This window comes from Microbulbifer sp. SAOS-129_SWC, from assembly GCF_039696035.1.
GTDB lineage: Bacteria > Pseudomonadota > Gammaproteobacteria > Pseudomonadales > Cellvibrionaceae > Microbulbifer.
Window position 1 is genome coordinate 2161705 of record NZ_CP155567.1, and the last position, 12440, is coordinate 2174144.

The 12440-nt window shown below is 56.6% G+C and carries 10 protein-coding genes and 1 pseudogene; 3 read left to right on the top strand and 8 right to left on the bottom strand.

The window, feature by feature from the left end; genetic code table 11:
• Positions 1-90 precede the first annotated feature (90 nt).
• The gene (locus tag ABDK11_RS09400; RefSeq protein ID WP_346840031.1) at positions 91-1731 is read left to right on the top strand and encodes an acetolactate synthase large subunit; all 1641 of its coding nucleotides are present in this window, start codon (positions 91-93) and stop codon (positions 1729-1731) included.
• A 54-nt stretch (positions 1732-1785) separates the two neighbouring features.
• A pseudogene (locus ABDK11_RS09405) lies at positions 1786-1887 on the top strand (1,6-dihydroxycyclohexa-2,4-diene-1-carboxylate dehydrogenase); the annotation flags it as partial.
• Positions 1888-2289: 402 nt separating this feature from the next.
• On the opposite strand, the gene ABDK11_RS09410 reads toward ABDK11_RS09405, so the two are convergent.
• The 3 genes from ABDK11_RS09410 to ABDK11_RS09420 form a co-directional block, all read right to left on the bottom strand.
• Positions 2290-2598, bottom strand: a complete 309-nt coding sequence (locus ABDK11_RS09410; protein ID WP_346840032.1) for a hypothetical protein — start codon at positions 2596-2598, stop codon at positions 2290-2292.
• A 50-nt stretch (positions 2599-2648) separates the two neighbouring features.
• Positions 2649-3035, bottom strand: a complete 387-nt coding sequence (locus ABDK11_RS09415) for a VOC family protein (protein WP_346840033.1) — start codon at positions 3033-3035, stop codon at positions 2649-2651.
• Between the two features lie 164 nt (positions 3036-3199).
• Entirely contained in the window at positions 3200-3571 is a 372-nt protein-coding gene (locus ABDK11_RS09420; RefSeq protein ID WP_346840034.1) for a hypothetical protein, read from the bottom strand.
• Positions 3572-3892: 321 nt separating this feature from the next.
• Here ABDK11_RS09420 and ABDK11_RS09425 point away from each other — a divergent pair, with 321 nt between their 5' ends.
• On the top strand, positions 3893-4909 hold the full coding sequence (locus ABDK11_RS09425) for an IS110 family transposase (RefSeq protein ID WP_346840035.1): 1017 nt from the start codon (positions 3893-3895) through the stop codon (positions 4907-4909).
• A 482-nt stretch (positions 4910-5391) separates the two neighbouring features.
• Here the strand turns inward: ABDK11_RS09425 and ABDK11_RS09430 are convergent, their stop codons facing one another.
• From ABDK11_RS09430 to ABDK11_RS09450, 5 genes are all read right to left on the bottom strand, one after another.
• Positions 5392-5985, bottom strand: coding sequence for a hypothetical protein (locus tag ABDK11_RS09430; RefSeq protein WP_346840036.1), 594 nt, complete (start codon positions 5983-5985; stop codon positions 5392-5394).
• 65 nt (positions 5986-6050) lie between these two features.
• Positions 6051-6881 (bottom strand): nucleotide-binding protein, encoded by an 831-nt coding sequence (locus ABDK11_RS09435; protein WP_346840037.1) that lies wholly within the window; start codon positions 6879-6881, stop codon positions 6051-6053.
• Positions 6882-7440: 559 nt separating this feature from the next.
• Entirely contained in the window at positions 7441-8229 is a 789-nt protein-coding gene (locus ABDK11_RS09440) for a CLCA_X family protein (RefSeq protein WP_346840038.1), read from the bottom strand.
• A 1-nt stretch (position 8230) separates the two neighbouring features.
• Complete coding sequence (locus tag ABDK11_RS09445) at positions 8231-10771, bottom strand: ATP-dependent DNA helicase (protein ID WP_346840039.1); 2541 nt, start codon at positions 10769-10771, stop codon at positions 8231-8233.
• Positions 10768-12438: a VRR-NUC domain-containing protein gene (locus ABDK11_RS09450; protein WP_346840040.1), complete on the bottom strand. Its 1671-nt coding sequence runs from the start codon at positions 12436-12438 to the stop codon at positions 10768-10770. Before ABDK11_RS09450 ends, ABDK11_RS09445 begins: the two co-directional genes overlap by 4 nt.
• Positions 12439-12440 lie beyond the last annotated feature (2 nt).

Here is a 12440-nt window from a genome sequence, read left to right on the forward strand (position 1 = left end):
TAGAGTAGTGCTGTTCGCATCCGCACCGCGCCAATGGTATACCTGTGGTCGGGATGACCGACAGCAACACACGCAAAGGAGCACCTGCCAATGAAAGCGTCTGATTTGTTCGTGCGCGCACTGGAAGCGGAAGGGGTTGAATACGTATTCGCAATCCCGGGGGAGGAGAACCTGGATCTGCTCGAGTCCCTGCGGGGCTCGAAAATCAAGCTGGTCATTACGCGTCACGAGCAGGCCGCCGGCTTCATGGCGGCTACCTACGGGCGCCTCACCGGCAATTCCGGCGTCAGTCTGTCGACGCTGGGGCCGGGTGCGACCAACCTGGTGACCGCCGCCGCCTACGCGCAGCTGGGCGCCATGCCGATGGTGATGGTCACCGGGCAGAAACCCATCAAGACCTCCAAGCAGGGTCAGTTCCAGATCATCGATGTCGTCGACATGATGCAGCCGCTGACCAAGTTCACCAAAACGATCGTCAGCGGCGACAGCGTACCGGCACTCGTGCGCGAGGCCTTCCGCCAGGCGGAGGAGGAGCGCCCCGGTGCCACGCACCTGGAGCTGCCGGAGGATATCGCCCAGGAGCGTTCGACCATGCCGGTGCTGGAGCCCAGCTATACCCGCCGGCCGATCGCCGAGGAAAAAGCGATTCACCGCGCGGCGCAAGCCATTACCGCGGCGCGCCGGCCGCTACTGCTGATCGGGGCCGGGGCCAACCGCAAGCTCACGTCGAATATGTTACGCGAGTTCGTGGATAAGCTCGGGATACCCACCGTCACCACGCAGATGGGCAAGGGGGTCATCGACGAAACCGGCCCGCACTTTGTCGGCAATACGGCCCTGTCTGATCACGATTTCGTGCACCGCGCCATCGACCAGGCCGACCTGATCATTAATGTCGGCCACGACGTGGTGGAAAAGCCCCCCTTCTTTATGCGCCCCGGCGGCGCGGAAGTGGTGCATATCAACTTCAATGCCGCCCAGGTGGACCCGGTCTATTTCCCGCAGATCGAGGTGGTGGGCGACATCGCCAACAGCCTGTGGCAGCTCAAGGAGCGCCTTGAGCCGCAGGGACACTGGAACTTTGACGATGTGCAGCGCATCCGCGATGCACTGCAGAAGCACATTCACGACGGTGCCGTTGACGACAGTTTCCCGATACGCCCGCAGCATCTGGTCAAGGAAGTGCGCGATGTCATGCCCGAAGACGGCATCCTCGCGCTGGACAACGGTATGTACAAGATCTGGTTTGCGCGTAACTATGCCGCGCGCTCACCCAACTCAGTACTGCTGGACAATGCCCTGGCCACAATGGGTGCCGGCCTGCCATCGGCGATGGCGGCCAAACTGGTGTACCCGGAACGCAAGGTGATGGCGATCTGCGGCGATGGGGGCTTCATGATGAATTCCCAGGAGCTGGAAACCGCGGTGCGCCTGAAACTGGACCTGGTGATCCTGCTGTTGCGCGACGACGGTTACGGCATGATCAAGTGGAAACAGAAGCAGATGGAATTCGGCGATTTTGGTCTGGATTTCGGCAATCCGGATTTCGTTGCCTATACCGAATCCTACGGCGCCCACGGCCATCGTGTCGGTGCGACTGCGGAGCTGAAGCCGCTGATCGACAAGTGCTGTAAGCAGGGCGGGGTACACCTGATCGATGTGCCGGTGGACTACAGCGATAACGACCGTATCCTCAATCGGGAGATTCGGGAGCTCTCCGGCAGGTTGTGATGCCGCCGGGCCCGATGGCAGGCCGGTCTCGGAGTTGGAGCGCACCGCTGCATTACCCTGGACGAGCAGCCCGCAGCGATCCTGTTTCTGGCTTCCGATGATGCCAGCTACATTACCGGCAGTGTGTTGCCGGTGGCGGGTGGTGATCTGGGTTGAGGCTGTGCGGCTAACAAGCGGGGCGGCATGCTTGATGCGCGAAAAAAAGGGGGCGTAGACCTCCGAGCTAAAGTGCAGAAAGTATGCCGCCCCGCGCGAGTTACTTGTTACTCGGCCGCAATATAAGCCTGGCCCCCAACCTGAGTAGCACCCGCGCCAAAACGGAGAGCGATAACACCAGGATTGAAATGCCGACTAGTACTTCCGGCCCAAAGACCCTGTCTGTATTGCCTGTTTGTTGTGTCTCCAGGACGTAAAACATGCTCGCCCACAGGAAAAACCAGGCAAAAATCGATACGCGGAGAAAAGCTCTACCCCATGGAATTACCAGGGGAAACATGGGAAGGATTGCAAATACTGCAACCAGCCACTCGATTTGCATATGATCACGCTGTTCGACTGCTACCTGACAAAGGCATAGATTCCCCTGAAACTCGGGGCCGCGAGAACGTCCGACATGCGTACCGAGTCTGGCGCCGCGCGTAATTGCTGCCTCAGGCTCCGCAGTTTTACAATGCCGCGTATCGCCTGGGTCAGAATCAGGCCGGAAAACACAAGCAGCAGGGTGTCATAACCTATGCCGCCCAATAAAGTCGAGCCCAGGGAGCCGAGAAACAGGAACCCCATTAAAAAAGCGGTTATCCAACAGCTTACGAGGTTGGAGCTGATTTCTGCATAAATATCAGATGACGAGTGTTTTCTTCTTTTCATAAGCAAATTTTACTCTGACTGGATTCAACCACGCAGAGCGTGACCGTATTTCACTGGCCCGCGGGCGGCTCCCACAATTCCACCTTGTTCCCCTCCGGATCGATCACCCAGGCAAACTTGCCGTGCTCGGAGTCATCGATATTGTCGAGGACATCGCAGCCCTCGGCCTTGAGTGCCGCGACCAGGGCGTAAAGGTCGTCAACCCGGTAGTTGATCATAAACGGGGATTGGCTTGGCGCAAACTGGTCGCCAGTCTCTGGACTAACTGACCATACCGTTGTGCCGCCTGCCGGCTTGCCATCCGGGTCTCCCCAGGGGAATGCGGTACCACCCCATGCCTGGACATCGATGCCGAGATGACGCTTGTACCAGGCCTGTAGTGCGGGTGCATCCTTTGCCTTGAAGAAGATACCGCCGATGCCGGTGACTCGTTTCATGTGAACTTCCGATGTTTGCTGTGAGAGTGGCTGTACGCCCTAATATTTTGGTTTTAATTTCTCTGTTTGATTCCGGTGTCTAAATATTACTCTGATCCGATTTTTGATAGAATACTCAAAGTTATATGTTCGGCGTAGAATTTAAAACTATCTAACATTACTCGTTACACGGACTTCCTTGGCAGTTCGCTCAGTTTATATTGCCTGACGGGCCCGCAAGTCAAAACTATGCCGTCCTCTGATGGCGGATAGCTATACATCACAGTTAGGCGAGTATTGATAAAGTAATTCTCAATCATACCAAAATTTATTAATGCCGCTCCCTTAAATTTCTTAAAGCTTTTGAAGTTTTTTGCCAGTATAAAGTCTGAATAAATGGCAAAATTTACTTTGTCGCCATCCTTCATGTAGATCGTGGTGCTTGATACTTTGGCCCCATCTACTTCAGCTGGAAAGAATACTGTCACATCCAGGTCGCTGGTAGAATCTGGCTTGATATCTACAAAAGGCTGAAACTCTTTCTCTTTCGGCTCCATTCCGCATGCTAAGACACTTGTTGATAAAAAACACAATAGGAATATAACGTTCTTCATTGATTTGATTCGCATAATGTTGCTTTTAATGTGAATTTGGGATGCCGTATACGTTGCTCTTGCGATTGTCTTGGGTAGATATGCAACCTTTAAATATATCAATTAAAATTTAGAATAATTGAGGTCGGATCAACATTTTTCCGTCTATGTAGCCGTGAAGATGCATGCCAAAAAGTTGATCTGATAATCATCTAGCCGGCTCCCACCATAAGTGCCAACATCGAGTTTCCACACTTGATCTGCCACTCACAGGGGAGCCGAACGATGAAACTATATTGCGGAATCGATTTACACTCCAACAATTCTGTAGTTGTAGTTATTGATGAACGGGATAAACTTATTTTGAGCAAAAAATGTCCCAATGATATCTCAGCGATTCTTGGTCAATTAGCACCCTTCTCGGAGGATATTCAGACAGTTGTTGTCGAATCGACTTACAACTGGTATTGGCTTGTAGATGGCTTAGAAGATGATGGATACCAAGTGCAGCTGGCCAATACCGCGGAAATTCAACAATACAGCGGGATCAAGCACACAGACGATAAATCCGATGCGCGTTTTCTGGCAAACCTTCTAAGGCTAGATATATTGCCCACTGGCCATATCATGCCTAGGGAACAGCGGAATATCAGAGACTTACTTAGAAAACGTACTCTGCTAGTCAAGCAGCGCACTATGCTTAACCTAAACCTTCAAGGAATGATCGCTCGTCATACAGGCATGCGATTGAGTGCCAATCAGCTGAAAAGACTTGACCAGAAAGCCATTGATGAACTGATGGCCGAGCAGGTCGTCAGAGACTCGGCCATGATCAATTTGATGCAAATCGAAGCGATAAATAAGTCAGTTAAACTACTCGAACAGCGAGTTTCCGGATGCTGCGTCAACACCACGGAAAACAAATTACTGCAAAGCATACCAGGTGTCGGTCAGATACTGTCCCAAATGATCGCGCTGGAATCCGGCAGTATGGACCGTTTCCCTGACGTAAGAAATTACTCCTCGTATGTTCGTTGCGTACCCAGCAAGAAGATCAGCAATGGAAAGAGCAAAGGCACTGGCAACAAGAGGAATGGCAACCCTTGGCTTGCCTGGGCCTTTATGGAGGCGGCCCACCTAAGCGCGATCTGGAGCCCAGAGATTAAAAAATATTACCAACGCAAGACATCCAAGACTCATATATTGGTTGCCAAGAAGTCGGTAGCCAACAAGCTAGCGAGAGCGGTATATCACATGCTGAAACAGAATACGGTTTTCGATGTGAAACGCGCTTTCGCATGATTTGCGCCCCTGTCGCAGATCAAAATGGGGTAGGACAAAGAGCCAGCTACTCTGAATATCGCGACAGGGGCCTCTAACAGCAATTGCTGTCAAGAAGTGCCCTGGTGCCGAGCCATGCAAGGGGTGGCCCTTGAGGCCAAGACTCTGTAATCAAATAAGGACGGCAGCGGGAACTGATGATTTTCTGGTGCACAGAGTGCAACGGGCGAGGGACTACACCTGAGTGTGCAGTCCCTCTATAGGCCTAGATCCAGATGGGTGACTGAAGCACTTCCATTGAAGAAGCTTCTAAAATAGAAATTTCAGGCGCACGGACGGACACGATTGTCAGGTGATGGGCGATAGCCTAGAGCAGCCATCGTCCAGTTGACGGGGACCGGCTAATGGGTGACCCCATTTATTGCCACAGCTGACGATCCACTTCCCGGAGTGCTTGGAAAAACACATGAGGTTATCTGGCTGACGCGGAATTTTGAACACCCTCAGCACGGGTTTTTCAGAGAAAGTAGTGTCAAATAAGAACCAATCAAATTATATGCTTCGACGTTAAGATTTACGTCTTTTTCGATCTCTTTATACCCATCTCCGAATGAGCTCAAGAAAATATTCTGAATGGCCTTTTTTATCTCTTCGCTCAACTTTCCATACGGATCGGATACTTTTTTCTGAGACAATGTATCTAATAGTGCCACGCCTTCAGAAAATTTTTCAATACTATCACTATCTACACATACTAAATCATAATCAAACTGGAATATCTTACTCGACTCTTCTTGGGTGTCGGAAACCATCGCCGGGTAGCGCTCTGATATGGTTTCACCATTTTTGTTTGTTTTTTTATCGGTCTGTTTATAAGGCTGAGTCCATAGAACAGCAATAAGCACAATTGATCCGAATAGCGAAAAGAAAACACCGGGGCCGATATCGCTAAGTTCGAGAGAGGTTTCCTGTTGTGCAATCTTTAGTTGACCTTGCCTTTCGGTGACAATGGTAAAAAGCCTATATCCAAAAAAAATGGATAATCCGGAGATGGCAACAATCATCATTCGAATTAAATTATACGCTTCTATTTCCATTATTTTCTCACTAAATAGGATCTCTGTGTTGCCCAACGCCGTTCCTTTGCTGCGCTTTGTTGGCACTAAAATGGCACATCACTTGGGAAGTCTTGCGTAAATTCTGGCGCTTTTGGTAGGAGAATATTCTCATTATGCAGCAGCGCATCGATTCCCATTTCAGTAATTGAATAAGCAAAAAAATCATAGCCATCCTGGTGATCGGTTTCTATGGTCTTATTTAAGTAACCCATTCTTTCAAGTTTTATTAGGGATATTTGCAAGGTTGCTTCACTTGATCCGCGAAAGCTATATGCAATTCTATGAAACGGAAGACCCAGGGGGTCCGCAGTATGGCTTTGTAGGCAAGCTGCGAGAAATTTATAGTCTTGCTCTTTAAGCTCGTAGTTAGATGGGTTGGCGATAATTTTTTTTGATTCCGAGAGGTTTTCATGATCTATTAGACCCAACCGTTCAACCTCCGCTTTTATTAATGAACAAGCACGATTAGTTGCTGATACCAAATCCCCGTCTGAACGATTGGCATCGTAATCAGCAGGAGTTACCCCTAGTAAATCAGTTGGAAGATGCATTTCTATATCGCGAGGCTTCAATATGAATGAGCGAGACTTTCCAATTGCTCCAACAAATAAACCCATTTCAAAAATCACGTTATCTCTTACAACATGTTCACTTCTACTTCTTATCGTGGCTATATCGTCTGGCGCGAAAATGAAGAGTGAAAAATCTACAAACGATGACTTCTCTACAAGATCATCAATAGCTGATGATGAAAGCTTGAATGTACCATTTTTCCATAGCGTGACTTCAAATTCGTGATCCAAATTTACATTGACAGCCTCAGCAATCGATAAGCTCTCAACAGATGAAGCTATAAATAATCTTGGCTTTCTCAAATCATTATCTCCATACTCGATTGAGTGCTAATGTTGCCAGCGTAGGCCGTTCTGCGGAGGCGTGCAGCGCCGGAGCGTGCTGCCTGGTCTAGCTATGGCTGCCGCCGCTCTGGATTCACTACTGGCACTTTGCCCGTAGCGCAGCGAAGGACCACCGCCTATTTAGGAAGCGGAAGAATACCGAGATTCCCGCACCGCTGAATTTTCTTACTGCTTACCCTCAATACTGGTTTGAACTTGCCGTCGCGATCCCCCAGAACGAAGCTGCTTAACTAAAACCTTGTGCTATGCCATCAAAATGGAGCTTAAAAAAGCACGTAAACCCTTCCAGGCACTAACTTTCTGATTTTTGCCAAGCCACCATAAAAGTTATATCGCGGTCTTCACGACCGACATCCCTCCTTGAGCCATATTCAAGGCGAAATAAAGCCTCAGAATGTCCCCAATCGCCCATACGGTCAAGCGCACAGCTAATTTGGTTCGTTGGTGCTATTTGCCAAAGACTGTCGCTACGACCACTATCCCATATCCCAATAGTGCCGTTCGCTCGGTATTGCCGCTAATCCGAGCGCGCCAGATTTGCCCGCAAAGCCCCACCCAGACAAGAAAAATACTCCGCAAACGCTGCATTAATCCGCTGTCGGTGTTCTCCATTCGGGTAGAGCCCCATCCGTGCCTCGTCGGTGGCCTTGGTGCCGGCGACGAGGAAGTTGTTGCTGATGCTGGCATCCTGCACAAATGCCTCGAAGGCGCGGGCGCTGAGTTCGGCAGGGTCGCTGTAGTAGAGGCAGCCGTTGGCTTTGTCGGCGGTGCTGGAGATGCGGAACAGTTCGCTGGGGTTTTCGCCGCTCTCGTCGAGCATGATCGCGCGGAAGCAGGCGAACAGGCGGTCGTTGAGGGGGTGGGGCACCGGGGGGGCGTCGCGCAGCCAGGCTTCGGAGGCGTAGATGCCACCGGACACATCGCTGAATGCCTTGTCGGCCAGGTAGTGATCCAGCGCGTGGAACCATTCGTGGGCGATGGAGCCGGGGCCGGCGTTTTTGGCCAGGGAGAAGGTGCGGCTGGCGGGCTCGTAATGGGCCATGATGCCCGGGCGCCCGCCGGTGCCGTACTGGAACGACAGGGTTTCGCGCAGGGAGATCAGGATCTCCGGGCCCCGCAGAATCGCCATCAGGTCGGCCAGCGCATCGTAAAACAGGCCGGCGGCGCGGTCGCGCTCCTGTTGGGTCACCCAGCGGCCGATGGGGATGGACTTGAACCCGAAGGCTCTGCGTACGTCGACAAAGCTGATTGGCTGCTGATCCCGGTGCACCGGGCCGCGGCGATAAAACTGTCGTGAAGCGGCCATCCTATTGTTCGTCCCCCTGTTGTTGCCCTTGTTCTTGCTTCTGTTCTCGCGCTTGTCCTTTCCCGGACAGCCAGAAGTGTTCCAGTTGTGCCGACAGCGCCGCGCCGCTGCTGCAGGTCTGAATCTGCCAGTGCTGCGGATACAGGTTGCGGTAAAAGGGATCGGCGAAGCGGCCGTCGGCCAGGATCACTACGCCGCGATCGGTCTCGGTGCGGATCACGCGCCCGGCGGTCTGCAGTACCCGGGTCAGGCCCGGGTAGCGGTAGGCGATATCGAAGCCGTTGCCGGCTTGTCCGTTGTCCGCGTCGGCGGCGTGGCGCAGCAGTTCCTGCTCCTCGTTTACCTGCGGCAGGCCCACCCCCACGACGATGGTACCGATCAAGCGCTCGCCCACATAGTCCACACCCTCGCCGAACACGCCGCCCATAATCGCAAAGCCCAGGCTCCGGCTACCGGTGCTGAAGCGCTCGAGAAACGCGGCCCGTTCGCGCTCGTCGGAGCCGGGCGTCTGCTGCACCAGATCCAGCTGCGGAAAGCGCTCGGCAAAGCGCTCCGCCACCTGCTGCAGGAAGCGGTACGCGGGGAAGAACACCAGATAGTTGCCCGGGCGGCTGTGATAGACCCGCGCAATCAGGTCCACCAGTGCGTCGGTGGCCTGTTGCCGCGCGCGGTAGCGGGTGTCGATTGCCGGGCACAGGAAAACGCCCAGCTGCTCGGGGTCGAACGGCGAGGGCAGCTGCAGGTAGGGCGCCTGTGACGGCAGCCCCAGCTGCTGGTAGATATAGGCGGCCGGGCGCAGCGTGGCGGAAAACAGCAGCGTGGCGTGGAACTGCTGGTAACTCTGCTGCAGATAGTCGGCGGCATTCAGGCACAGTAGTTTGAGCTGCTGCTCGCGCCAGCCCTTGCTGCCGATTTGTTCGCGGGTCAGGCAGCGGTGCGCATTGCCGCGCAGCTCGTCGATACACAGGTAGCGGTAGACGGTTTTCAGCCAGTCGTCGATGGCCTCCGGCGGCGCATTGGATTGCTCCCACAGCTGGCTCACTTCCATCGCCACCTTGTGCGCGGCGCGGGTGACGGCCAGCGGCTGGCCTTCCGCCTCGGCCAGCGGCGTTACCCAGGTGGCGGTTTCGCCCGCGGCCGGCGCGTCTTGCCGGCGCTGCTCCACCCACTGATCCAGCGCCCGCACCAGCGCCTGGATACGCCGGCGCAAGGTGGGGTGGGTTCCCTTGCAGGCGGCCGCGGCGCGGCGGCTGTCGTTGCGTTGCAGTACCGCGCTGTACATATCCCGCGCGCGGTCGTTGAGATTGTGCGCCTCGTCCACCAGCAGTGCGCGCCGCCGGCTCTGGTCCTGCAGCGTCTGCATGCGCACCAGCGGATCAAACACATAATTGAAATCGCACACCACCAGGTCCACCCACGGCAGCATCTGCAGCGACAGCTCGAACGGGCACAGCTGCCAGCGGTCCGCTACGCGGTCGATCGTATCCTGAGTCAGCAGCGGTTCGCCCAGCAGCTGTTGCCGCGCCTCGGGCAGCCGGTCGAAGAAACCGCGCGTGCGCGGGCAGATGCCGTCTTCGTCGCGGCTGCACAGGCCCAGACTGCAGGCGCAGGTTTTGTCGCGCGCGCGGATTTCCAGCAGCGACAGTGTCAGCCCCGCATTGTGCAGACGCGCGGCAGTTTCGCGCACGACGCTGCGGCCGGAATTCTTTGCGGTCAGGTAGACCAGCTGCTCAATGTCCTCTTCGCCCAGCGCCTTGATCGCCGGGAACAGGGTGCTGACGGTCTTGCCGATGCCGGTGGGGGCTTCGGCGACCAGTGCGCCGCCGTCGCGCAGGCAGCGGTAGGCGGCGACCGCCAGCGGGCGCTGGCCGGGGCGGTAGTCGGCAAACGGAAAGGCGAGGGCGCGCGCAGAGGCGTGCACCCGATCGCGGTGCTGCTGCCAGCGCCGATGCCACTGCACATAATCCGCGAGCGCAGTGCGGGCAAAGTCCTGCAGTTCCGCCCAGCGGTACTCGCGCAGTTCCGGATAGGTTTTTTTCTCTTTCAGGTTGTGCCACAGCATCTGCAGCGCCAGGCGTTCGTCAGCGTCGCTCTGTTGCTGCAGGCCCTGTTGCAGGCCCTGTTGCAGGCCATAGCAGAAACCGTAAATTTTCAGCTGCGCCCAGTGCAGTGCGCGCACCGGTTCCGGCAACTTGTCCGGCGGGCAGTAGGTGGTCTTGATCTCGTCCAGTTGCGCCGGGCGGTGCAGGTCGACGCTGGGGTGCAGAATATCCACGCGGCCACTGAGGATCACTTCCTGTCCGTCGCAATCGCAGGCTACCTGCAGCCGGTATTCGGCCTCGCTGCCGGGCGGCAGTTTTTTCTGCAGTTTCTGGTGCGCGCGGATACCTTCCTGCGCGGTAGGGCCGGCAACGCGCTCGCCGATCAGATCGCCGCTGCGGCAGGCGAAGGCCACCAGTTCGCCGACCGACAGCTGCAGCGGCGCGCTCCCTTCGTCGCCTGTCGCGGCGGTGGCGGGTTCGTGGACGGTGTCAGCTGTCACGGCTGCTGCCACTCCACGTGCAGCACGCGGTGTGGAATCTGGTGGCGGGCAAAGTAGGCCAGCCAGCGCTGCTGGTTCTGCTGCAGGCGGTCGCCGGGGCCCTTGATCTCCACCAGTTCATAGCCGCCCTCGGCCGGAAACAGGATCAGGTCCGGCAGCCCGCTGCGGTGCTCGGTGATATCGCCGAGCAGGCGGCGGAACAGCGCCTGCCAGTGTTCGATGGGGATACGCTGCAACGCCAGTTGCAGCAGCTCGACCGGCAGCGCCTCCCAGGCCACCAGCGGATTGGCGATACCGAATTTGTCGTCGTAGTGCTGCCACACGCGCTGCGCCAGCTGCGCGCTATCCAGTTCCGCCAGGCGCTGTTCGAAGGCGGCGCGGCGCTGCGGGTAAAAATCGGCGCTGCGGAAATCGCTGGGGGCGATCTGGAACGGATTGAAGAAGGCGCCGGGCACCGGGGCGAACAGGATGTCCCAGATATAGAGCCCGAGCACACCGTTGATCAGCGTGTTTTCCACATAAAAACACTGTGCGGTGCTCGCCTCCGTTTGCAGGTGGGCGGCGGCGAGCAATTCCACCCGTTCCGCCAGCTGCGGCAGCACGGCGGTTTCGGTGGGCGGCCGGTAGCGCGCCGGCGCCGGCCAGGTATGTGCGTGTACGGTGCGCTTGGCGCTGCGGTGGCCGAAGCTCTCGGCAAACAGCTGTTCGGCCTCGCACAGCGGCGCGGCGAGGATTTCCCGGCACAGCTCCAGGCCGCGGTCGACATCGCCGCGCTTGATCGCGATACGCGCGCGGCGCTCCCGTGCCGGCGGGCGGCTGCAGTGCCGGTACAGCTGTTCGGCCGCGTCCAGTGCGTCCAGCCGCTCCAGTTGGCGCGCCAGGGTCAGGCGCAGGCGGTCGAGGCGTCGCGCCAGTGCCGCGTCGCCCTCAATACCTTCTAAATCGTCAGGCAGTTGTGCGGCCAGCGCCAGGATCGCGTCGGCGCCGGTCTCCAGCGCGTCGTCCAGCTGCGCCAGGCAGTCGTAGTAGCGCAGGTGGCGCTCAATCTGTGCGCGGCTGGTGAACGGCAGGTGCTGTGCGTCGAGCGGATAGCGCTCGTAGCGGTAGAGGCCCAGGTCGCGCAGCACATAATCGGTCAGGTCCTGGTTCAGGTTGCCGAAGAAGCACAGCTTGAAGGTATCGAAATGCTCGGCGGCCTGCACCGCGAGGATCGTGTCCGCGCCGAGCAGCGCAGCGGTTTGCGGCGGCTGTTGCAGCAGCGCCTGCTCCACATCCGGGCGCTTCAGGGTTTTCGCCAGTGGCGCCGGGCTCGCGGCGAGCAGTTCCGCCTTGGTGAACAGCGGCAGCAGTTGTTCCAGCGCCAGGGCTGGATTGCGCTGCAACAACCCGGCGGCTACCAGCCGTTCGGCGGCCTGCGGCAGGTCCGCGATTTCGGCATAGTGCAGCTTGTGCAGGCGAAACAGTGCGCCAGCAGAGGAGGGCACGCCCTTGCGCGACAGCAGCCGTACATACAGGCGCTGGCTGTCGATATCCAGGGTGTCGAAGGTTTGCTGGAACTGGTGCTCGCCGTCCGACAGCAGTGCGGCGTAGCGGTCGGCGACAAAGTCCACCAGCGCACGGAAGTTGGACAAATAGTAATCGGGTGCCAGTTCTATCGGGTCGGCCATGG

What these genes read in the sequence shown, in the direction of transcription:
- ABDK11_RS09400 (WP_346840031.1), top strand. Translation starts at nt 91, where the DNA reads ATGAAAGCGTCTGATTTGTTCGTGCGCGCACTGGAAGCGGAAGGGGTT.
- ABDK11_RS09410 (WP_346840032.1), bottom strand. Translation starts at nt 2,598, where the DNA reads ATGAAAAGAAGAAAACACTCGTCATCTGATATTTATGCAGAAATCAGC.
- ABDK11_RS09415 (WP_346840033.1), bottom strand. Translation starts at nt 3,035, where the DNA reads ATGAAACGAGTCACCGGCATCGGCGGTATCTTCTTCAAGGCAAAGGAT.
- ABDK11_RS09420 (WP_346840034.1), bottom strand. Translation starts at nt 3,571, where the DNA reads ATGGAGCCGAAAGAGAAAGAGTTTCAGCCTTTTGTAGATATCAAGCCA.
- ABDK11_RS09425 (WP_346840035.1), top strand. Translation starts at nt 3,893, where the DNA reads ATGAAACTATATTGCGGAATCGATTTACACTCCAACAATTCTGTAGTT.
- ABDK11_RS09430 (WP_346840036.1), bottom strand. Translation starts at nt 5,985, where the DNA reads ATGGAAATAGAAGCGTATAATTTAATTCGAATGATGATTGTTGCCATC.
- ABDK11_RS09440 (WP_346840038.1), bottom strand. Translation starts at nt 8,229, where the DNA reads ATGGCCGCTTCACGACAGTTTTATCGCCGCGGCCCGGTGCACCGGGAT.
- ABDK11_RS09450 (WP_346840040.1), bottom strand. Translation starts at nt 12,438, where the DNA reads ATGGCCGACCCGATAGAACTGGCACCCGATTACTATTTGTCCAACTTC.